This is a genomic window from Nocardia vaccinii NBRC 15922, from assembly GCF_001613305.1.
GTDB lineage: Bacteria > Actinomycetota > Actinomycetes > Mycobacteriales > Mycobacteriaceae > Nocardia > Nocardia vaccinii.
In genome coordinates, this window is sequence record NZ_BDCC01000012.1 from 286,918 (window position 1) to 309,606 (window position 22,689).

Here is a 22,689-nt window from a genome sequence, read left to right on the forward strand (position 1 = left end):
GGCTACGACGGGCAGTCGTATGTAACGATGATGTCCGACAGTTCTACCTGTAACCGATGGGAGCGAGCAGTGGCCGGCAAGGATATGGAACACGCCGAGAACAGCGGCGTCGTCACCAAGGTCGACCCCGCCGAGGTTCCCTCCGCCGCCTTCGGCTGGAGCGGTGAATCCCGGATGACCTTCAAGGTCGCGGGCGTGGTCGTGGCCCTCATCCTGCTCGCCATGCTGTACGAGAACCAGCAGGGCGCGTCCACGGGCTGGACCGGTTACATCTACCTGATCCTGTTCGCCGCGACCATCCTCGGCATCCTGGTCCGCGACACCGTGCTGAAGAACAAGCCCAAGTAGAACTGGGATTCAGCCGCCCGGAGCCCCGCGCGGGGCACGACGAGAGACCGTCACCGGGCGGTTTTCTGTTGTCCGAGAACGGTTATCGACCGCGCCGACCGCGAGCGTCCCGCTGCCCCGCCCTGCTCGCGCGTGCCCCTTCGGCTTTCGCGCCACCGGCCTTCGCGGCGCCCGATCGGGTACCGGCCCTGCCGCTCGCGGACTTCCCACTCGCCTTGCCGCCGCCCGAACGCGATCGCCCGGACTGCGCTCCCCTGCCATCGGCTGCGCTGGCCTTGTTCCCGGCGGACTCGCTCTTACCCTCCGGCGCCGCATCCTGCTGCCGGCCGCGGGTGCTGCGGGCGGTGCGGCCGCGGACGACGCCGATGAAATCCTCCACCGCCGGGTTGTCCACGTCGATCGGCCAGGCCAGGGCGATCTCGGTCGGGGGGAGGTCGGTGACCGTGCGGTAGACGAGATCCTTGCGGTGGTGCAGGCGGGCCAGGGAATGCGGCATGATCGCCGCGCCGCCGACCGCCGCGACGAGTTCGACGGTGCCGGACAGGGCGTCCAGGTCGCCGGCGTCCTGCATGCGCTCGTCGGTGAGGTCGGTCGTGGCGACCTGCTCGAACAGCGCGATCGGGTGATCCTTGGGCACCACCACGACGGGCAGTTCCCGGTACAGCGGTATCGCGTGCAGTCCCTCGCGGTCGATGGGCAGGCGGACGAAACACATGTCGACCTCCCCATCGCGCAGCGCGGACTCCTGCCGCGCCTGCGGGATGCCGATCACCGCGAGCGAATCGTCCGCGAACCGCTCCGCCCAGATCCTGGCCCACTTGGCGACCGTCACGCCCGGCACGTATCCGACCCGCAGCGCATCGGGAGCACACTCGTTCATCCGACCAAGCGTATGGGATACCGCCACCGGAATGCCCACTGCATCTCGCAGGAAATCCGAACGGCCCGCGCCGGCTCGGGGTGAGATGACGCTGTCGATGCTCGACCCGACCCTGGGTTCGAGAGTGCTACCGCGGATCGTCCGGAAGGACATCGGCGGGCCGGCCGGTGTCGTCGAGGGCGTTCGCGAGGCCGTCGGTGCGGGGGGTTCCGTAGCGGGACGGGTCGCCGGGGTCGGTGGGGGTTCGCAGGGTCTCCGCGATCTCGGTGAGGGTGGCGGCCAGTCGGGGCGCGTTGTGGCGGTAGATGTTCGGGTGCGGGACGCCGCGGAAATCGTGGGGCATCCAGATGTCGTGGAAGACTTCGGCGGTGACCACGGGATCGGGTCGGGCCAGATCGATGTCCAGTAGCAGGATTTCGTCCTCGGCGTGGGGAATTCCGTTCTCGTCCAACCAGGTTCCCGGACCGGTGAGGACCAGGTCGCAGATCGTGGCGTCCGGATCCAGACCGGGTGGGCGCGCCTCGGTCAATGCTCGGGCGACGGCGGGATCGTCCAAGCGGCGATCGAGCGGAATCGTGGTCAGCACCCCAGGGACGATCCTGCGCCCCACGCACCATTGGCAACGCACCCGTTCGGGACGTAGCAGGCCGTGCCGAACCGTGATGTCGGCGAGCCGGGCGGCCACCTCGAATTGCGCCGCTCGACTGCCGACCGCCTCGGTGGGCCACCACGTCCAGGTGAGGCTGAAATGGGGAGTGCGCAACAGCGTCCGATCAGACATCGCTCACCTCACCCGCCGGGGAATACCGATCCGTCTCCGGGAATCGTACGGGTGGTGCCGTCGGAGAACCGCAGGTAGTAGGTGAGACTGCCACGCTGGGCCGACTGCGCGAGGCTCTGCGCGGTCGCAACGCTCAGTTCCGAGGCCGGGAAGGGCACGTCGAGGATGCCGACCTTGTGGTCGGCCGGTGCGTTGATCAGTTGTCGCACAATGCTGTTCGCGGCATTGCGGGGATTTCCGGTCTCCTTCAGCTGATAGCCGTAGAGCAGGTGACCGTCCGGCGCCTTCACCCCCACATCGATGTCGTAGACCCCGTCGGCCTTCCGCTCGAAGACCAGATTTCGCTGACCGCGGCGATACAGCTCGTCGCCGAAGCGCAACTGCTGCGCCGCCGCGCTGCGTCCGGTCACACTGGACTGGGCCAGCGCAGATACCTGGTCGGCATAGCCCTCCATATCCTTCAGACGCTCCGAACCGATGATGTCGGCGACCTCCGCACCCGCGGGCGTGCGATCACCGGCCCGCAGATTCGCCAGAATCTTGGCCCGGTCTCCCTGCTTGACCGGCAGGCGACCCAACGCGGCGGAGACCGCCTCCTGCTGATCGGCCCGCATCCCGCCGGCGCCGGGCGCCCGCGAGGAGATCCCGTTGTACTCCCGAGTCCACTGCTGCTGCGGAATCGGGCTGCCCGAATCGGTATGCCGTTGTGCGGCATCGGCGACGTCCTCGGGCTCGTCGGGATTCAGCGCGGGAACCTTCCGACCGTTACCGGTCACCTGTTTGCGGACCGCGTCGACCTGGGCGTTTCCCATCGCCCGGACATGACACACGACCCTGGCCTCGATCGGGAACGTCTCCCCCTCGTACGACGCGACAGGAGGGATGTAGGTCGCGGTGCAGGTGAGCGTCTTGGAGCCGTTGGGAGGCATGACGGCCTCCCCCTGGCACTCCGGGCCCAGGTTCATCGCGACCTCGGCCGACATCGTCACCTGATAGGTGAAATCGACCGATTCGACGGTGATTCCGGGACCGGCCTCGATGGTGTTGGAGACGTCGAATTCCACCGTGCAGGTGCCCTGGCACGGATTCTGCAGGAAGTGACCGGTGACGGTGCCGTTCAACCGGACTCGTGAGTCGATGGCATCGGACAGGGTGTTCACCTGATCCGGCATCGCGTCGTAGAGGTCCTCGGTCTTGTCCCCGTCCACCGCGCCGGCGTTCAGGTCCATCTGCGGCAACTGCGGCTCGCCCGGATCACTCGCGCCCGCGTCGACCACGATCCGATCGATATCGGGAACCGGGTCGCCGGAATCCGGCGTCCCGGACGGGACGGGACCACGATGCACCGGCGTGTACCGCGCGGGCAGCACGGACAACCGGGACGGCGAAAGGCCCACGGGCACAGGGCCGGACACTGGCGTAGTCGATGTCTCGGCCGACCACCGCACCCCGGCAGACGGCGATGCGCGCAACGGTGCTCCGAACGACGTGATCGGGATCGTCTCCGCTACAGGCGATGACGTTGCCGCCGAGGGGATTCCGGGCAACAAGGCGCCGACCGGACGCGTCCCGGGCGACGGTGTCGCGGGCGGCGGCGCGAGCGACGACGCCGCGGGTGGTCGTGTCGCCGGCGGCGGAGTTACCGGCGCGGGCGTTCCCGGAGTCGGCGAGGCGGGCGCGGAAGTTGCGGGAGCCGGGGTCGCCGACGACGACGGCGCCGTGCTCTGTGGCCCGGACGGAGGCGTCGTGGGCGAATGCGCGGTGTGCCGTACCGGATCACTCAGATAGACGGTGACATTGCCGCTGGTCACCGGCGTGGAACGGTGGCCGCCGATATCCACGGGCGTACCGATGCGCAGCGGTCTGTCATGTGCCGCAGCAGGATCCAGAGCGACGGCGAGGTTGATCGGCGCCAGGACCGTGGCGGGGTCGGCGGTGAACAGGGTGGGCGGGGCCAGGACCTTGCGTCCTGCGTAGTTCGCGGCGGCGTCGGCCGGGGCGCCGAACGCGGTCCAGGCATCGGCCGCGCCCTGGAGAAAGGATTTCCCGCCCGTCGCGAAGTAGTTCAGCGACGCGCCCGAGGAGGTGGCGACCGTCCCGGTGGCCTCGCCGACATTGGTCACCGTCAGGTCCACCTGCAGCCACTGCGATGGCGAATTCGCACCCCCGAGCATCCTGCCGGTGAAATGCACGGCCGGAGTGCGAGTCAAGCGCAGCTGCGCCGTCGCCAAATTCTCCCGGGCGACCTGCCGGCGTTGCACGGCGGTATCGGATACCTGCCCGATCCGCACCACCGTGAACACCGCCAGCCCCACGACCAGCAGCACGGACAGGATCGCGAGAACGATCGGCAACCCTTGAGAACGACGTTGCGGCGCAGGCGAATTCGGCGGCAGCGAATAGCCGGGCGCACTCGTGGCCGGCGGAACTCCGAACGAATGACCTGGCGGCACCGGATAACCGGGCCTCGAAGCGTCGGTCACGGCCCCTCCTCGCGAGTCGGTCACCCCTCGCGCCGACCGGGACAATCGTACGACGGAGCACCGACAGGCACCAGGAAGATTCCGCGCCGCAACATCATCGGGCAGCCGCGCCGACGCGCGCTAGAGTCCGTGCGCTCGTTCACCACCGACCACGGCGGCGACCTTCGCCTCCGTCGCCGCGGAGAACGGCGATTCGTAGTCGGCCACGGCCTGTGCGGTCTCCTCCAGGATCAGATCGGCGTTGATCTGCGCACCCGCCATCGCTCCGGCCGCGGCGGACGCGCCGACCTGGGCGAAGGGGTCGGTGACGTTGCCCGCCAACCAGATTCCGGCGACCTCGGCCCGCCCCAGCGGATCGGATGGGATGTACTCGCCTGCGCCGCTGGGATGTTCGACCGGGTGCAGACCGATTCCGGTGAGGAATGCGGCGCGAGCGGCCGAGCGCGAAGCGACGGCCAGCGCGGCTCGTGGGACGACCGTGCCGTCGGCCAGGCGCACACCGGTGATGTGCTCGCCGGTCACCTCCACCGCGGCCACCGCACCCTCCACCACGCGGATGCCGCGTGCGGCGAGCTGCACGGCCTGCTCGGCGGACAACGCGGGCGCGGTGTGCGCGAAGTAGACCACGTCATCGCTGAGCTGCCGGAACATCTGCGCCTGATGGATCGACGCGGGTCCGGTGCCGAGCACCCCGATGGCCCGGTCGCGGATCTCCCAGCCGTGGCAGTACGGGCAGTGCACCACGTCGCGGCCCCACTGCTCGCGCAGTCCCGGAATATCGGGCAGTTCATCGACCACGCCGGTCGCGACCAGCAGCCGGCGCGCCCGCACCGACCTGCCGTCCCCGAGACGCACCACGAATCCGTCCTCGTCCCGCACGACCGCGGCGACCTCGCCGGTCACCACGGTTCCACCGTATCCGGCCACCTCGGCGCGCCCCCGGGCCAGCAGTTCGCCGGGCGGAGTGCCCTCGCGTGCCAGCAGCCCGTGCACCCCGTCGGCGGGCGCGTTGCGGGGCGCGCCCGCATCGATCACCGCCACCGATCGCCGGGACCGGGCCAGCATCAGCGCCCCGTTCAGCCCAGCCGCACCGCCACCCACCACGACCACGTGGTATCCGTCCTGCAATTGTTCGGTCACCATGACCACCTCCTCGGCACACCACACTCCGGACCACATCCAGTTCCGGCAAGTAGATTTGCTGAATCAGCAAAATTCCGCCGCACCGGCCTTCGCGCACATCGGTCGTGCCGCGCTGTGGCCGAGCAGCGGGTCCACGCCGAGACCGCGGTGATACGTGGGAGACTCGTCCGCGTACCGATTCCGACTCACCGGAGGTGGCAGCACCGATGAAGAGCACCCGGATCGTCCTGGCCGCACGCCCGGTCGGCATGCCCGAACCCGAGAATTTCCGGACCGAGACCGTCGAACTGCCCGAACCCGATTCGGGTCAGGCCCTACTGGAAACGCTCTATCTCTCACTCGATCCGTACATGCGCGGACGGATGAGCGACGCGCCGTCGTATGCGCCCCCGGTGCAGCTCGGCCAGACCATGGTCGGCGGGACGGTCTCGCGCGTCCTCGAATCACGTGATCCCGCAGTGCGATCCGGCGACATCGTACTGGGTTACGGTGGCTGGCAGACCCATTCGGTGGAGCCGGTGCGGTATCTGCGCCGCCTCGACCCGGCCGCGGCGCCGGTGAGCACCGCGCTGGGCGTACTCGGAATGCCCGGATTCACCGCCTATTCCGGGCTGCTCACCATCGGCCGCCCGCAGCCCGGTGAGACGGTGGTCGTCGCGGCGGCCACCGGGCCGGTCGGCTCCGCGGTCGGGCAGATCGCGAAGATCCACGGCGCCCGCGCGGTCGGCATCGCCGGTGGCCCGCAGAAGGTCGCGCTGCTGCGGGAACGCCTCGGTTTCGACGCCGCACTCGACCATCGCGCACCGGATTTCGCCGAACAGCTCGCCGCCGCGGTGCCGGACGGCATCGACGTCTACTTCGAGAACGTCGGCGGCGCGGTCTTCGACGCGGTGTTCCCACGGCTCAACTCGTTCGCGCGAATTCCGGTGTGCGGCTTGGTCGCCGACTACAACGCGACCGACCTGCCCGAGGGGCCGGACCGGCTGGGGCTGCTCATGTCGGCGGTGCTGCGCAAGAGCCTGACCATCCGCGGCTTCATCCAGACCGAATTCGCCGGTGAGCAGATGCCCGCCTTCCTCGAGCAGATGCCGCAGTGGATCGCACAGGACCGGGTCCGCTATCTGGAAGACGTGGTCGAGGGATTCGACGGCACGATCGAGGCGTTCCGCGGACTGCTGGTCGGCAAGAACCTCGGCAAACTCGTTGTGCACGTAGCGGACTGAAGGGATGTGAAACATGTGTCGCGCCGCGGCGATACCTGTCGTGTGAGCACCATGTCACTGCCCCTCGCGCCGGCCGAACGGCGTGCTGCGGTGCGACGGCTCGTCGCCATCTTCGGCTCGATGAACGATCTGATCGACCTGCTGGACGTCGATCCTCGCGATCCCGCCCTGGCCCGCGCCCGCGCCACTCGCGACCTGATCGGCGAACTCGTCGTCGACCTGGCCGGAACCGCCACCCGCCGGTCGGCCTGATCCGATCCCGTCTGGTGGGGACCAGGCGCGCGATCCTGCAGATCGTGCTCCCGAGCCACAGCCGCTCTGCCGCACAGTTGGCGCTGCACGAACTTCTCCACCACGTTGACCAGGTAATTCACGAATTCGGTGACGAATGATTGGACCTGACATATAGGTATGCCTTACCTTTGGCAGGGTGAACTGGGCTGAGGCTGTACCGAACCTGCTGATCTGCCTTCGGGAAGGTCTCGAGGCCGGTCTCGTCGTGACCATCCTCTTGGCCGCGTTGCGTAAGGCGGCAACCGCGGAGCGTCCCGTCTCCACCGCACCGATCTGGCTCGGCCTGCTCGGCGCGATCTCGGTGGCGGGCAGTTTCGCAGCGGTGCTGACCTATTCGACCAGTGTGCTGTCCAGCTCGGCCCAGCAGGCGGTCGGTGGCGTCCTGAGTGTGCTCGCCGTAGTCATGGTGACCTGGATGATCTTCTGGATGCGGCGCACGGCGGCGACGCTGTCCAAACAGTTGCGCGGCGAGGTCGTGCGCGCCGCGGCCCTGGGCGCGGGTGCGCTGGCGCTGACCGCATTCCTCGCGGTCGGCCGGGAGGGGCTCGAGACCACGCTGTTCGTCTGGACCGCCGTCAAGGCGTCCGGCGCCACGGTGGCCCCGCTGATCGGCGCGGCGCTCGGCCTGATCATCGCCATCACACTGTGTTGGCTGCTGTATCGGCAAAGCGTGCGGTTCAACCTCGGAGTGTTCTTCAATCGGACCGCCCTGCTGCTGATCGTCATCGCGGCCGGTGTGCTCGCCTATGGTCTGGGCGATCTGCAGGACGCGGGGTGGCTGCCCGGCCTGCACTGGGTGGCCTTCGACCTCACCGCACACGTCGACCCGAACTCCTGGTGGGTCTCGATCATCTCGGGTATCACCGAACTCACGCCCAAGATGACGGTCCTGCAGGTCGTGTCCTGGGTGGTATATCTGGCCGTGATCATTCCGCTGTTCGTGCGGGCGGGCCGACCGGCCGCGGCACCGGCCGCTGCCACCACCACCGCCCGAGCCGCCGAGCCCACGCCGGACTGGTGGGAGCGCGTGGCCGGACCGCGCCTGGCGCTCGTGGCCACGGCCCTGGTTCTGGTCCCCGTCGTGGCCGCGGCCATCGCGATCGCGCTGCTGCCCTCCAGCAGCAGCGGTTCGGTCCAGGCCGTCACGATCGGCGAAAGCTCGTGCGCACCCGAGTGGAAGTCCGGCAAGTCCGGCACGCAGACCTTCCAGATCCAGAACAAGACGAGCAAGGCGGGCGAGATCAACCTGCTCGACGCGGGGGGCGCGATCGTCGGCGAGATCGAGACCATCGGCCCGGCCACCACCGCGGACATGACCGCGACGCTGGGCAACGGCAGCTACACCATCACCTGCCTGATGTCCGGCAAGCCCAAGACCACCTCGCCGACGGTGCAGGTCAGCGGCGCGTCCGGGAATACTCCGCCCGCGGTCCAGCCGGTCACCGCGAACGACCTGACCCCGGCCAACAACGCCTACCAGGCCTACGCCGATCAGGCGCTGAGCAGGCTCGCGAGCGCGGTCACCGCGATCGGCAACGATGTGCAGGCCAACAACATCCCTGCCGCACAAGCAGATTGGCTCGCCGCGCAGATGGAATGGGAACGTGTCGGCGCGTCCTACAACAGCTTCGGTGATGCGGGCACCGCCGTGGACGGGCTGCCCGATGGCCTCCCCGGCGGCGCCTCCGACGCGGGTTTCACCGGCCTGCACCGGATCGAATACGGCCTCTGGCACGGTCAGGGCCCCGATCAGCTGATGCCGGTGATCGGTCGGCTCGGCGGCGACATCGCCGACATCCGGAAGAATCTGAGCAGCGACGATCTGGCGGGCGATCCGACGAATCTGCCGATCCGCGCGCACGAGATCCTCGAGGACGCTCTGCGCGATCACCTGTTCGGCATCGATGATGAGGGCTCCGGATCGGCTTATCCGCTGACCGACGCCGATATCGACGTCACCCGCACGGTGCTCGACGAACTCGGCCCCCTGCTGGATGCCCGCGCACCCGGCCTGCGCACCGAATTGTCCGCCCACCTGGACACCCTGCACGCCGCCCTGCTGGCCACCCAGGACAACGGGCAGTGGCGTGCGCCCGCGCAGACTCCGCAGCCGCGGCAGCAGGCCGTGCGAGCCGCGCTCGGCGCGGCGCTGGAAGACCTCGCCCGGGTGCCGCGGTTGCTCGAAGTTCCACTCGCGCACTGAACTTCGGCCCCACACCCCACACCCCAACACAGTAAGTAGGACCTCACGATGGATGTCAGTCGCCGCCGATTCTTCTCGGGCGCCGTCGCGGGTGCGGCCGGGACCGCGCTGACCGCCGGGGTGCTCGCCGAGGGCGCTCGCGTGGACGCCGCCGCGGCCGGTACCGGGCAGAGCGCGATGGCGTCGTCGTATCCATTCCACGGCACCCATCAGGCCGGAATCCTGACCCCCGGGCCCTCGGGCAAGCAGAACGCCGCCTGCTTCGCCGCGTTCGACGTCACCGTCGCGAACAAATCCGAGCTGGCCGATCTGTTCAAGACGCTCACCGGCCGCGCGCGCTTCCTCACCGCCGGTGGCGCCGCGCCGGATCTCGGTGTGGGACAACCGCCTTCGGACAGCGCGGTACTGGGCGCCGATATCCCCGCCGACGGCCTGACCATCACCACCGGCGTGGGCGCGAGCCTGTTCGACGACCGGTTCGGGCTGGCGAAGCTCAAGCCCGCCAAGCTCACTCCGATGCGCACCTTCCCCAACGACGCCCCCGATCCGGCGTGGACGCACGGCGATCTGCTGGTGCAGCTGTGCGCGAACCATCCGGACACGGTCCACCACACGATCCGCGATATCACCCGGCAGACTCGTGGTGCGCTCCAGTTGCGCTGGAAGATCGAGGGCTACAACTCCCCGCCGCGCCCGTCCGGCACCGGCCGAAACCTCCTGGGCTTCAAGGACGGCACCGCCAATCCGACCGGTTCGAACGCCGAATCGCTGATCTGGACCGACGCCGCGGACGAGCCCGCCTGGACTCGCGGCGGCACCTACCACGTGGTGCGGCTGATCCGCATGCTGGTGGAGTTCTGGGACCGCGTCTCGATCACCGAACAGGAGAACATGTTCGGCCGCCGCCGCGATTCGGGCGCGCCGCTGGACGGCAACCAGGAATTCGACACCCCGGACTACGCCGCGGACCCCAAGGGTTCGGTCATCCCGTTGGATTCGCATATCCGCCTTGCCAATCCGCGCACCCCCGACACCGCGCGCCAGCAGTTGATCCGCCGGTCCTACAACTACGACCTCGGCGTGGACCCCAACGGCAACCTCGCCACGGGCCACATCTTCTCCTGCTATCAGCAGGATGTGAAACGCCAGTTCGAGGCCATCCAGACCCGCCTGGTCAACGAACCGCTCACCGACTACGTGCAGCCGTTCGGCGGTGGTTACTTCTTCGCACTCCCGGGCGTCGCGGACAAGAACGACTGGTACGGCCGCGGGATGCTCGCCTGATCGCGCCCACGCGTACGTGGGACCGGCCCGGATCCGGCGCTGCTCAGCGCGAGTCGTCCGCGAGGCAGACCGCCAAATTCCGCAGCCCGTCCCGGATGCGGGATTTCACCGTGCCCACCGGTTTACCCAGCCGCTCGGCGACCTCGGGATAGGTGAGTCCGCCGTAATAGGCCAGCACGATGGTTTCGCGCTGTAGCGGCGTCAGCTCGCGCAAACCGCGAACGACCGCCCGCTCGTCCAGCGTCTGCTCTACCGCTTCGCAAACCACGTCGTGGTCCCGCGGACGATTGAGCCTGCCGAAGTGCGCGTCGCGGCCGATGGCCGCGGATTCGGCGCGGATCCGGTCGACCGCGCGCCGATGGGTCAGCATCTCGAGCCAGTTCAGAGGGCTCGAGAGCCGTTCGTCGTAGCGGCCCGCGAGCAACCACACCTGCAGGTACACCTCCTGAGCGGTCTCCTCGGCCAGCGCGCGGTTGCGCAGTAACCACAGCGCGTACCCGAACACTCGATGACTGGTCTGCCGGTACAACGCCGTGAACGCCACGCGGTCGCCGCCGCTCACGGCGTGCAGGAGTTCGACGAGGTGGCGGCGGTCGGTGTCCTGCTCGGCTCGCGCAGCACCGGGGGCCCGCCCGAGGATGGGCTCATCGATGGCTCGCGAACCGCGTACCGGATTTTCTGTTCTGATCACGCTCGCACCTGCAGCAATCCTCCGAACAACATCGGAACGATCGGTATTCGCAATACCGGCCGCAGGGGCTGCACGGCCGATCGGACGCAAGGGGCTTCGCGCAGCACCACCCGCCGGTTTGGTCGGGCCACGAAACCTCTCGCATCTGCCGACGGAACCCACTGGGGCGGCACACCGAAACGCACCCCGTATGGAGGCTGAAGCTCGAGTCGCATCTCGACACTGTTCGGATCCACATGTCACTCTCACGATCATCGGTGTGCGCTGACCAGCGGGAGGCCGCGCGGGACGTCGGGAGACCGCGACGGCTGTGGTCCGCGCGCACCGACCGAGCCGCACGTCCGCGTGAGCCGGCATCGTATGCTGGAGCGTGCAGCTGGTTCGCCGTGGTGAAGCTGAGGAGCCCCGAACTCACCCTCCGGCGTCGAAGCCCGGCCGCCGACGGTTTCGTACCCCGGCCCGGGTGAGAGGGAACCCGGTGAGAATCCGGGACTGTCCCGCAGCGGTGAACGGGAACGACCGCCGTCACAGGCACTGGGTGCGAGACCTGGGAAGCGACGGCCGTTAGGACCAGCCGGGCAGCACCGTCTGCCGCGGTCGATTCATCCGAATCGGCGCCCGTGAGTCCGAAGACCTGCCGTCTGTGCCGGATACGCCGTATCCGGCGGCCGTCGCCCCGCGGAAAGGGCGTGCGCCGAGTGGAACCGGGCACGGTGTCATGCTGTGAGGGCTCCATCAGCGCACGTTCGACGGGTGGCGGTCGTCCACTGTCGAACAGGAGCACAACCGTGCCTGATACGAACACCACATTCACCGCGACGGTGCTGGGCGCGCCGCGCATCGGCCCGCACCGGGAGCTCAAACGGGCCGTCGAATCCTATTGGGGCGGGCGCATCGATGCCGCCGAACTGCATCGCGTCGCCGCCGATCTGCGCACCGCGCAACTGACCTCGCTGCACGCGGCCGGGCTGGATTCGGTGCCGGTGGGCACCTTCTCCTACTACGACCACGTCCTGGACACCGCGGTGCTGCTGGGTGCCTTGCCCGAACGTGTGCAAGGCATCGAGGACGAGTTGGACCGGTATTTCGCCGCGGCCCGCGGCACCGACGCCGTCGCTCCGCTGGAGATGACCAAGTGGTTCGATACCAACTACCACTATCTGGTGCCGGAAATCGGTGCGGCGACGCAGTTCTCACTGCATCCGGACAAGCCGCTGGCCGAATTGCGCGAGGCGCGGGCGCTGGGAATCCCGGCCCGTCCGGTCGTACTGGGCCCGATCACGTTCCTGAAGCTGGCCAAGGCGGTCGACGGCACCGACCCGCTCGATCGGCTGGCGGACCTGCTTCCGCTCTACGAGCGGTTGCTCGCGCTGTTCGCCGAGGCGGGAGCGGGCTGGGTGCAGTTGGACGAGCCGTCGCTGGTGACCGACCTCACCCCGGCCGAATCGGCCGCCATCGACACGGTGTACCGGCGTCTGGCCACAACGTCCTCGCGGCCGAAGATCCTGGTCGCCGGCTATTTCGGCCGTCTCGGCGAGGCGCTGGAACCGTTGGCGCGCACCGGTGTCGACGGTATCGCGGTGGATCTGGTCGCCGATGAGACGGCCGATCTGCCGGTAGCGCGGACGCTGACCGAGATATTGATCGTGGCCGGCGTGGTCGACGGGCGCAATGTCTGGCGCACCGACCCGGATGCGGCTCTGGCCACGCTCGCGCAGCTGTCCGACGGCGGCGCGGCGGTGGCGGTGTCGAGTTCATGTTCGCTGCTGCACGTGCCGTATTCGCTCGAGCCGGAGACCGACCTCGAGCCGCGGCTGGCGTCGTGGTTGGCGTTCGGCGCGGAGAAGGTCGCGGAGATCGTCACGCTTGCGACTGCCCTGCATCAGGGGCCCGGCACGGTGGCCGAACAGCTCGAGATCGCCCGCACGGCACTGCGCGATCGCCGCAACGACCCGCGGCTACACGTCGAGCGGGTCCGCACCCGGCTGGCCCGGCTCGACACCGCCGACACCCGACGCGCCCCGGCCGATCAGCGTCGCGAACTCCAGCAGGCCCGGCTCGGTCTGCCGCAGTTGCCGACCACCACGATCGGCTCGTACCCGCAGACCGGCCGGATCCGGCTGGCCCGCGCCGCGCTGCGCCGCGGTGAGATCGACGCTGCCGAGTACGCCGCCCGGATGCGCGCGGAGATCGCCGAAGTTGTTGCGCTGCAGGAGGATATCGGCCTGGACGTACTGGTGCACGGCGAGCCCGAACGCAACGACATGGTGCAGTATTTCGCCGAACAACTGGGCGGATTCGCCGCGACGTCCAATGGCTGGGTGCAGTCCTACGGCACCCGCTGCGTACGGCCGCCGATCATCTACGGCGACGTCACGCGGCCCGCCGCGATGACCGTCGAGTGGATCTCGTACGCGCAGTCCCTGACCGGTAAACCGGTCAAGGGCATGCTGACCGGCCCGGTAACCATCCTGGCCTGGTCGTTCGTGCGCGACGATCAACCCGAGTCCGATACCGCCCGGCAGATCGCCCTGGCCATCCGGGACGAGACGATCGACCTGGAGGCCGCGGGCGCCGCGATCATCCAGGTGGACGAGCCCGCCCTGCGCGAACTGCTCCCCCTGCGCCGGGCCGACCAGGCCGAATACCTCACGTGGGCGGTGGCCGCCTTCCGCCTGGCGACCTCCGGCGTGGCCGATACCACCCAGATACACACCCACCTGTGCTATTCGGAATTCGGCGAAATCATCGGCGCCATAGCCGAACTCGACGCCGACGTCACCTCCGTGGAGGCCGCCCGCTCGCATATGGAAGTCCTGGACGACCTCAACGCCGCGGGCTTCGACCTGGGCGTGGGCCCCGGCGTCTACGACATCCACTCCCCCCGCGTCCCCACCCCGGAGGAGATCACCGAATCCCTGACCCGGGCCCTGAAAGCCGTTCCCGCCCAACGCCTGTGGGTCAACCCGGACTGCGGCCTGAAAACCCGCGCCCCCGACGAGGTCATCGCCTCGCTCCGCAACATGGTCACCGCCGCCGCAACGCTGCGTCAGGCATGACCTGACGCACCCGCCGGCCGGTGTCGCCGACACCGGCCGGCGGACCGGTCCGGCCCGCCTTCGGCGACCGGGCCGAATTCGGCGACACGACCCGGACGAACAGCAGAACGTCCGCGGCGGTCAGTCCATATGTTCGATCTGGCGGATCTTGTTCATGGCATCGAGGGCGGCCACCTTGTAGGACTCCGCGAGGGTGGGGTAGTTGAAGACGGCGTCGACCAGGTAGTCGACAGTGCCGCCGCACCCCATGACGGCCTGGCCGATGTGGACGAGTTCGGTTGCGCCGGTGCCGAATACGTGGACACCGAGCAGTTCGCGGGTTTCGCTGCAGACCAGGAGTTTCAGCACGCCGTAGGAGTCGCCGATGATCTGGCCGCGGGCCAGTTCGCGGTAGCGCGAGACGCCGACCTCGTACGGTTTGCGGTCGGCGGTCAACTGATCCTCGGTCCGGCCGATGAAGCTGATCTCCGGGATGGTGTAGATGCCGATCGGCTGCAGCGAGGACAGCGCCTGCACCGGTTCGCCGCAGGCGTGATGGGCGGCCAGACGGCCCTGCTCCATCGAGGTCGCGGCCAGTGCCGGGAAGCCGATGACGTCGCCGACCGCGTAGATGTTCGGCACCTCGGTGCGGAAGTATTCGTCCACGGCGACGCGACCGCGCTTGTCCGCGCTCAGACCGGCCTTCTCCAGGCGCAGGCTCTCGGTCATGCCCTGCCGCCCAGCCGAGTACATCACCACCTCGGCGGGGATTCGCTTGCCGCTCTCCATGATCGCGATCGCACCGCGCGGATGCCGCTCGACCGCGGCGACCGTCTCGCGGAAGCGGAAGGTCACCGCGAGGTCGCGCAGATGGTATTTCAGCGCCTCGACCACCTCGATATCACAGAAGTCGAGCATCCGGTCGCGCGATTCCACCACTGTCACTTTGCATCCCAGCGCGGCGAACATGGAGGCGTATTCGATCCCGATGACGCCCGCCCCGACCACGATCATCGACTGCGGCACCCGGTCGAGCTGGAGAATTCCGTCCGAATCGATGATGGTCTTCCCATCGAAGTCGACCGTTTCCGGGCGCGCGGGCTGGGTTCCGGTGGCGATGACGATGTGCTCGGCAGTGACCCGGGTCTCCCGGCCGGTGCCGTCCATCACCTCGATCGTATGCGCGTCCAGGAACGACCCCATCCCGGGCAGCATCGTGATGTGGTTGCGGGACAACTGATTTCGGATCACATCGACCTCGCGGCCGATCACGTGCTGGGCCCGGGAGAGCAGATCGGTGACGGTGATGTCCTCCTTCACCCGATAGCTCTGGCCGTACATCTCGCGCTGGCTCAGGCCGGTCAGATACAGCACCGCCTCGCGCAGAGTCTTGGACGGGATCGTGCCGGTGTTGATGCACACCCCGCCGATCATGTCCCGCCGTTCCACCACGGCGGCTCGTCTACCCAGTTTCGCGGTGGCGATCGCCGCCTTCTGACCGCCGGGGCCCGATCCGAGAACCAGAACGTCGTAGTCGTACATGCGGCTCAGTCTGACAGCGAAAGGTGAAATCCACAGATGCAATCGGCATCGCGCCGGTCGATCCAGGGGCATCATGGTGACCACACCGCGGCCGCACGATTCGCGAACTACCGGCTCGGGAACCCATAAGCCCAGGTGAGAGTGCGAATGTCGGAAAAGATGTTTTACCGCCGCGCGCACGGTTACCCGGGGAAGAACGCCGACGACGACGCCGGCGTCGATGATCGGGTTCGAAGACTGGCCCACGCAATCGAAGACAGGCCACGCCCGTGGCCGTCCGTCCCGACAGCGGAAGGAACCAGACATATGCTCATGCTCACCCCCACAGCCATCGAGGCCGTACGCACGATCACCTCCGGTGATGGTGCGCCCGCGGAGGCGGGCCTGCGGATCTTTTCCGCAACCGAGAACACCCAGGCGCTCCAGCTCGCGGTTGCCGCATCCCCGGCCGAGCAGGACCAAGTGCTCAGCGCCGAGGGTTCCCGCATCTTCCTGGACGAGAAGGCCGCCGCCTTCCTGGACGACAAGATCCTCGACACCGGCCTGGACGACTCCGGGCAGAGCACCTTCGTCGTGGCGCCGCAGGGCCAGAATCAGCCGGACCAGAACCCGCCGCAGATGTAACCCATCGAGGTGGTTTCGCTGTGCCCCAACGCTTTTCGGTTCGCAAGCGCTCGGCGCACCGCCCGGGGAACGACGGAAAATCGCACCACCGTTGACATCGACGATCCCTGGCTGTCCGGCCGATCACCGGACAGACCAGGGATTTCGCCTACGAAGGCCACCTCGGCGGGAGTCCGCTCAAATCTTGGACGGATGAGCGGCCAGTGGTGTCACCATAATTCTCATACCGGCCGCCCTCGCGGCCCTGGTCACCCACCTGCGCGACGTCCGCGACCGAGGCCCCGGTCTCGTCCTGCTCACCGGTCGCTCCGGCGACGGCCGAACGACGTTGCTGCGCGAACTGACCGCACACCACGACGGCCCGGTCCGCTGGTCAACCGCCGCATCGTGGGAAACCGGCTACCCGTTCGGCATCATCGATCAACTCTTCCCGGGACTCGTCTCCCCCGTCCGCCCTACCGATGCCGCGGGTTCGGACAGCGCCACTGCGACACCAGCCGAGACCGCAGACCATCGGAAGTACCGAACCCTCGGCAGCACCACGGGCTCCACAGCGCCCGCAACGCCCACGATAGTTACGGGTCCCACAGTGACCCCGGCCCTTTCCGGATCAGCCGCCCTCGGCGGTGCGGCAGCGACGTGCGCGGCGGTCGAGGATTTCGGCGACGGACGGGGGCCGGTCGAGATCGCGGCGATGATTGCCGAACGAATCGGTAGTGCCGAGACGGTTCTGATGGTGGTGGACGACGCGCAGTGGGCCGATGTCGTTTCACTGCAGACTCTGGCATCTGTGGTGCGCCACTATCGTGACGCCCGGCTGCTCGTCGTGGCGGCGATGGTTGTGCGGGATGCGGATTTCCCGCCGGAGGCTGTCGAACTGTTGCACCGGGTCCGCACGGACACAGTGCGAATCGATCCGCTCACCGCCGCCGAGATCGGGCGGATCGCCGCGCGGCACGGGCTCGCGCTCCATCCGTCGATGGCCGAGCGACTGCGTGCGCATACCGACGGCGTGCTGCGCGACGTCGAGCAACTGCTCACCGAGGTTCCGCCGCGGGTGTGGTCGGGCTTCGATCCCGACCTCCCGGCACCGACCACGGTGGCTGCGAAAGCACGTGCGGCACTGGGTGATTGCACGAGCGCAGCGCGGCGACTGATCGAGGCGACGGCTGTGCTCGGGGCCGGCAACCCGGTACGGGATGTGGCAGCGCTTGCGGGAATCGACGACGATCTGCTCACTGTGCTGGACGAGGCGGTCCGGACCGGACTGGTGCGACCGGGGCCACAGGGACTCACCGAGATCGGTCCGGCCGACTCGATGCTGCGCGCGGCGGTGCTGGCGGATATGGGTCCGGCCGCGACGGCCGAACTGCGCTGCCGCGCAGCCGAATCGACCGAGGATCCGGTGCGACGACTGCGACTGCTGGTGGCGGCCACACCGGTGCCGGATGCCGATCTGGCCGATCGGCTCGACGAGCAGGCAGACGAGCAGGCGGCGAAGGGCGCCTGGGGAACCGCGGCCTCGCTGCTGCGAGATGCCGGCCGCCTCACCGCCGATCGGCTCACCCGCGAAAGGCGATTGACCCGAGCGGTGGACGCATTGGTCGGGGCGGGTGACATCTTCGCCGCCACTGCGCTGATCCCGGAGGTGGAAAGTCTGCGGGAGACGCCGCTGCGCAATGCGGTCCTGGGTTATCTGGCGATGGTGCGCGGGCGGCCCGCCGAGGCGGAGACCCGGCTGGCCCGAGCCTGGGATCTGGTGAACGCCGAACGGGAACCCGATGTGGCGGCACTGATCTGCCAACGCTATGTGCTGCATGCGCTGTGCCGTTGTCGCCCGAAGGATCTGGTGGACTGGGCGGATCGCGCCATCGCACTGGTCGGACCCGGTGCCCCGGCGGCGGTCGAGGCGGCCGCGATTCGCGGGCTGGGCCTGATGTACGGACACACCAGTGCGGCGCGGCGATCATATTCCGAACTCTCCCGCCAGATCCCGACCGGCGCTCAGGTGCAGCGCATGATCATGGGACGCGGCTGGCTGAATCTCATCACCGACGCATTCGACGACGCCCGCTCGGATCTGGAAAGCTCCGTCCCGACAACCTATCTCGGTGGTTCCACGCGAATTTCGCTGTGGGCCAGGGCCTGGCTGGCGCGCGTCCAGTTCCTCACCGGCGACTGGGACGATGCGTTGCACACCGTCGCCGAGGCCGCCGAACTGGTGGACCGTACCGGCATGGCGCTCTCGGCCCCGCTGCTGCATTGGACCGCGACATCCGTGCACTGTCTGCGCGGCGATTGGCATGCGGCGCAGATCTCCTTACGACATGCCGCGGCGGGGCCGCAGGATTACGAAATCATGCGGGTGCCTTCGTATCTGGCCCGCGCACAGTGGGCCGAGGCGCGAGCGGACTCGGCCGGAGTGCTGCGCGCGCTGCGTCCGATGACCCAGGCGTGGGCGTGGAACGGCCCCGACGATCCGGGCCAGTGGCCGTGGGCCGATATGTACGCGCTCGCACTGATCGCCGAGGGCGCGTACGATGAGGCCGAGGCATTTCTCCTCCGGCACGAGCGGCACGCCGCCGAACTCGTCCGTCCCTCGGCCCAAGCCCGCCTGCGCGCGGCACGTGGCCAATTGTCCGGTGCGCGCGGCGATCTCGATCATGCCCGCGCGGCCTTCACCGAAGCCCTCGAACAGCTCGACGGTATGCCCCTGCGGTACGACCGCGCCCGGGTGCGCCTGAACTACGGGCAGATACTGCGTCGCGCCGGTAAACGGCGTGAGGCCGACGCCGAACTCTCCACCGCCCGCGACCTTTTCGCCGCACTTGGCGCACATACCTATGTGATCCGCTGCGACCGTGAACTCAAGGCCGGAGGTGTGCGGGCCCAGCGCGCGGACCGGACCGGTGACCAGCTCACGCCGCAGGAGCGGGCCGTGGCCGCACTGGTCGCCCGCGGGCTGCCCAATCGGGAGGTGGCGGCCGAGCTGTACATCTCCACCAAAACCGTTCAGTACCACCTGACTCGCATCTATACCAAGCTCGGTATCCGCTCCCGCGCCGAACTAGCGGCACTGCGGGAGAACATCTGACGGGATCGGCGATCGGATGAGCCATGTCCGGTGGTCACCCGCCCTCCGTACCGGGCGGTACCTGCCGGACAACAGTCGCACCACGATGGATGTACGCGGAATGTGGACACTGTCACATCAAGATCCGGAAATGATCGATCCGTACCTGAGCGTTTGCTGACTAGTGACTAATTCTCCGACTCCCGGTATGTTCTCAAGAGTGGAGGATGCTAGAGAGTTGCTCACCTATCAGGTGACGATCTCGCGGCCCGACAACTACGGCGAGACCTGGTGGCAGGTCGGCAATGCGGGCAGCCCTGCCCAAGCCGCCGCCGCACTGACCGAACTGGCCGTTCGCTGCGCGCTGGAACCGACCTCGCCCACGGGTCGCTGCTGGTTCGTCTGCGACGTCCGTTTCGCCGATAACGTGCAGGTCGACTACTTCGTAGGCTCCATCAGCACCACCCATCTGGGCGATCAGCTCCGCGGCGCGGCAGCCCGCGTCCGCGAGGTGACCGACGCGGCCGCCCAAGCCGCCCACCCCCCGCTCCCTCCGAACGGCCCCCGCTGACCGACCCCGTACACAGCGGCGGGAAGCGAATACACATTCGGCATACAGCTAACTCTTAGCAATATTTAATCGGCACAATCGGACCTCGCCGATCGAGCCCAACGGACACCTCGCATCGAAAAACCGGTCTCGCCATCCAATGTTCCCGCGCGCCAGACCGTTTCGGCAGTCGGCAAGCGACGGTGCGTGATTCGCACGAAACCGTCACCGAGGGCCGGATGGACTTCGCCGCGGTTCAACGCCCCACCACGAGGCCCGCCGCCTCGATCCCGAGCGTGCCGCCGTGGCCTGAGCCCACAGGCTCGATATTCGAATTACCCACCAGCACAGGCGAAGTCGAAGAGGCCTTCGACTCGGCGAAGTCTCCCGCAGCCCAGCGCAGACCTCACCGGCCCCACTGCGGCCGACCCCCTGCTGATTTATCCAATATTGTGTTGTATAAATAAGGTATGAGGTATGCGATCAGCGGACCGCGCACGGTAGGGCGCCGCGGGGTCGACGCGCAGGCCGGAATCGGCCGATGAGTCCGTCACCAGCCGATCCCGTCGGCCGAACGGCCCGTACTCACGGTCGACGTGCCGATGTTTTGTCGGCGCTGCGCGCAGCCCGCGAACCGTTGAGCATCCTCGACCTGTCCACTCGACTGGGACTGCACGCCAACACCGTGCGCTTCCATCTCGACGCATTGGTGTCGGCCGGGCAGGCCGAGCACGTGCGGCCGGAACGCACCGGCCCGGGGCGGCCCGCACAGATGCTTCGCGCCCATCGTGGGATGGACCCGACAGGCCCGCGCAACTACCAACTGCTCGCGCGGATCCTGCTCGCCGAACTCGAGAACGCATCCGATCCGGCCGCGCACGCGCTTCGGGCCGGGCGCGCCTGGGGCCGCCGGCTCCCGCCTCCGGACACCGGGAAATCCGCCACCGATGTCCTGCTGAGCACGTTGGCCGAGCTCGGCTTCGACCCGCGGCTGGATTCGGCGGATCGGGAACGAATCCTGCTGCGGCACTGTCCGTTTCTGGATTTGGTCGAGGACCGTCCCGCACTGGTGTGCGCGGTGCACCTCGGCCTGATGCGCGGCGTGCTGGACGCCCGGCGCGCCTCGGTCACCGTCGACCGGCTCGACGCGTTCGCCCGGCCCGATCTGTGCCTGGCACATCTGACCACCACCGGCGGGGAGTATCCCGCCGCAGAACAGACAGGACACATCCCATGAGTTCCGCCCAGGCCGTCATCACCGCCATCCTGTTCGTCTGGCTGGGCATGGTGTTGGCGATCTCGTTCCTGGAAGCGCCGTTGAAATTCCGCGCACCGCAGGTGACTCTGCCGATCGGACTCGGCATCGGCCGCATGGTGTTTCGCGCGCTCAATACGATCGAGGTCGTCTTCGCCGTGGTCATAGTGGTGGCTCTGCTGTTCGCGCCGTACGGCGGCGTCTCGGTCGCGGCGGTGATCGCCGTGCTGATGCTCGCGGGCCAACTCCTGTTCGTCCGCCCCGGACTGACCCGCCGCAGCGACGCCGTTCTCGCGGGTGCGGACGCTCCCCGCTCGAACGCCCACTACGCATACGTCGCCCTGGAGGTGATCAAGGCGATCGCGTTGCTGGTGGGCGGGATCCTCGTGCTGACCGACGCCGTCGTCTGAGCGCGAAGCCGACCGGGTGATCCGCGGCGGACTCAGTCGCCGGGAACCGGAGACGCCGCCTAAGCTGAGGCTCCGAACGTCCGGCGAACGGGGGAACCGATATGAGGCACCATTCCCGGCGACTGGTCGCCGCCACCGAACCCCACATCGAATCGCAAGTACATCGCAGTCCTGATTTCGATCGTGGTGGTGTCGGCCGTCGCGATCAGCGTCGGCCTGCTGGCGCGGATCGCGTTCGCGAAGGAGATCTCGGGTAAGGCCATCGCGGTTCCCGGGGCGTCGTCGGCAGCGCATGTACTGGCCGACGGCGCGGTCCGGATCGGGGATCCGCATGCGAAGGTGACGGTCCGGGTCGTCATGGATCTACAGTGCCCGTACTGCAAGATGTTCGAGGCGAACAACGGGTCGGTGCTCGAGGGCGCGGTACGCGACCACACCGCCGCGGTCGAGTACAGCGTCATCACCTTCCTCGACCGGGCGAGCACCACGCAGTATTCCTCCCGCGCCGGAAACGCCTCGTTCTGCGTCGCGAATTCCGGCCTGGAGCACTATCAGTCATGGCTGGCCGCGATGTTCGCCCAGCAGCCCGAAGAGGGCAGCGACGGCCTCACCGACGAGCGATTGATCGACATCGCCCGGACGGCGGGCTACACGGAAAACGCTGTGGCGCAATGCATCACCAACCGCAGCTATGACACATACCTGCGCGCGAAGACCAAGGCGGTGCTGGCCGGCGGGGTGCACTCCACGCCCACCGTCACCGTCAACGGCAAACAGATCACCGCCGGCGGCGCCCTGCTGTCCCCCGGCGGGCTCGCCCCGTTCATCGCGGCGGGCTGAGCGCGGAAGACGTGTTTCGCCGCGCTC

The 22,689-nt window shown here is 68.3% G+C and carries 18 protein-coding genes and 1 riboswitch; of the genes, 12 read left to right on the top strand and 6 right to left on the bottom strand.

Annotation, left to right across the window (positions count from 1 at the left end):
* Positions 1-69 precede the first annotated feature (69 nt).
* On the top strand, positions 70-348 hold the full coding sequence (locus tag NV1_RS09920; protein WP_084525223.1) for a DUF2631 domain-containing protein: 279 nt from the start codon (positions 70-72) through the stop codon (positions 346-348).
* 82 nt (positions 349-430) lie between these two features.
* Here NV1_RS09920 and NV1_RS09925 read toward each other — a convergent pair whose 3' ends face one another.
* The 4 genes from NV1_RS09925 to NV1_RS09940 form a co-directional block, all read right to left on the bottom strand.
* Positions 431-1,228 (bottom strand): LysR family substrate-binding domain-containing protein, encoded by a 798-nt coding sequence (locus NV1_RS09925; RefSeq protein WP_067888213.1) that lies wholly within the window; start codon positions 1,226-1,228, stop codon positions 431-433.
* 127 nt (positions 1,229-1,355) lie between these two features.
* Complete coding sequence (locus tag NV1_RS09930; protein ID WP_067888216.1) at positions 1,356-2,009, bottom strand: hypothetical protein; 654 nt, start codon at positions 2,007-2,009, stop codon at positions 1,356-1,358.
* An 8-nt stretch (positions 2,010-2,017) separates the two neighbouring features.
* Positions 2,018-4,492, bottom strand: a complete 2,475-nt coding sequence (locus tag NV1_RS09935; protein ID WP_157116741.1) for a hypothetical protein — start codon at positions 4,490-4,492, stop codon at positions 2,018-2,020.
* A gap of 120 nt (positions 4,493-4,612) precedes the next feature.
* Positions 4,613-5,635, bottom strand: coding sequence for an NAD(P)/FAD-dependent oxidoreductase (locus NV1_RS09940; protein ID WP_245713632.1), 1,023 nt, complete (start codon positions 5,633-5,635; stop codon positions 4,613-4,615).
* A gap of 206 nt (positions 5,636-5,841) precedes the next feature.
* Here NV1_RS09940 and curA point away from each other — a divergent pair, with 206 nt between their 5' ends.
* The 4 genes from curA to efeB all read left to right on the top strand — a co-directional run bounded on the left by curA (position 5,842) and on the right by efeB (position 10,639).
* Positions 5,842-6,858, top strand: coding sequence for an NADPH-dependent curcumin/dihydrocurcumin reductase (gene curA / locus NV1_RS09945; RefSeq protein WP_067888223.1), 1,017 nt, complete (start codon positions 5,842-5,844; stop codon positions 6,856-6,858).
* Between the two features lie 42 nt (positions 6,859-6,900).
* Entirely contained in the window at positions 6,901-7,110 is a 210-nt protein-coding gene (locus NV1_RS09950; protein WP_157116743.1) for a hypothetical protein, read from the top strand.
* Between the two features lie 178 nt (positions 7,111-7,288).
* Positions 7,289-9,355 carry an iron uptake transporter permease EfeU gene (gene efeU / locus NV1_RS09955; RefSeq protein WP_067888229.1) on the top strand — a complete coding sequence of 689 codons (2,067 nt, stop codon included), beginning with the start codon at positions 7,289-7,291 and terminating at the stop codon, positions 9,353-9,355.
* A gap of 48 nt (positions 9,356-9,403) precedes the next feature.
* Entirely contained in the window at positions 9,404-10,639 is a 1,236-nt protein-coding gene (gene efeB / locus NV1_RS09960) for an iron uptake transporter deferrochelatase/peroxidase subunit (protein WP_067888231.1), read from the top strand.
* Between the two features lie 43 nt (positions 10,640-10,682).
* Here efeB and NV1_RS09965 read toward each other — a convergent pair whose 3' ends face one another.
* Positions 10,683-11,330, bottom strand: coding sequence for a sigma-70 family RNA polymerase sigma factor (locus NV1_RS09965; RefSeq protein WP_067888234.1), 648 nt, complete (start codon positions 11,328-11,330; stop codon positions 10,683-10,685).
* Between the two features lie 425 nt (positions 11,331-11,755).
* Positions 11,756-11,986: riboswitch (cobalamin riboswitch) on the top strand.
* A 132-nt stretch (positions 11,987-12,118) separates the two neighbouring features.
* On the opposite strand from NV1_RS09965, the gene metE reads away from it, so the two are divergent.
* Positions 12,119-14,389, top strand: a complete 2,271-nt coding sequence (metE, locus tag NV1_RS09975; RefSeq protein WP_245713633.1) for a 5-methyltetrahydropteroyltriglutamate--homocysteine S-methyltransferase — start codon at positions 12,119-12,121, stop codon at positions 14,387-14,389.
* A gap of 120 nt (positions 14,390-14,509) precedes the next feature.
* On the opposite strand, the gene sthA is transcribed toward metE, so the two are convergent.
* The gene (sthA, locus tag NV1_RS09980) at positions 14,510-15,919 is read right to left on the bottom strand and encodes a Si-specific NAD(P)(+) transhydrogenase (RefSeq protein WP_218026953.1); all 1,410 of its coding nucleotides are present in this window, start codon (positions 15,917-15,919) and stop codon (positions 14,510-14,512) included.
* 297 nt (positions 15,920-16,216) lie between these two features.
* Here sthA and NV1_RS09985 point away from each other — a divergent pair, with 297 nt between their 5' ends.
* From NV1_RS09985 to NV1_RS10010, 6 genes are all read left to right on the top strand, one after another.
* Positions 16,217-16,534 (top strand): hypothetical protein, encoded by a 318-nt coding sequence (locus NV1_RS09985; protein WP_157116745.1) that lies wholly within the window; start codon positions 16,217-16,219, stop codon positions 16,532-16,534.
* A 244-nt stretch (positions 16,535-16,778) separates the two neighbouring features.
* On the top strand, positions 16,779-19,628 hold the full coding sequence (locus NV1_RS45060) for a helix-turn-helix transcriptional regulator (protein WP_281181814.1): 2,850 nt from the start codon (positions 16,779-16,781) through the stop codon (positions 19,626-19,628).
* A gap of 199 nt (positions 19,629-19,827) precedes the next feature.
* Positions 19,828-20,178 carry a hypothetical protein gene (locus tag NV1_RS09995; protein ID WP_157116749.1) on the top strand — a complete coding sequence of 117 codons (351 nt, stop codon included), beginning with the start codon at positions 19,828-19,830 and terminating at the stop codon, positions 20,176-20,178.
* A 520-nt stretch (positions 20,179-20,698) separates the two neighbouring features.
* Positions 20,699-21,394: a helix-turn-helix transcriptional regulator gene (locus NV1_RS10000; RefSeq protein WP_067888243.1), complete on the top strand. Its 696-nt coding sequence runs from the start codon at positions 20,699-20,701 to the stop codon at positions 21,392-21,394.
* A complete protein-coding gene (locus NV1_RS10005; RefSeq protein ID WP_067888245.1) occupies positions 21,391-21,822 on the top strand; it encodes a hypothetical protein in 432 nt (143 codons plus the stop codon). The genes NV1_RS10000 and NV1_RS10005 overlap by 4 nt, the downstream gene beginning before the upstream one ends.
* A gap of 183 nt (positions 21,823-22,005) precedes the next feature.
* Positions 22,006-22,662: a DsbA family protein gene (locus NV1_RS10010; RefSeq protein WP_245713634.1), complete on the top strand. Its 657-nt coding sequence runs from the start codon at positions 22,006-22,008 to the stop codon at positions 22,660-22,662.
* Positions 22,663-22,689 lie beyond the last annotated feature (27 nt).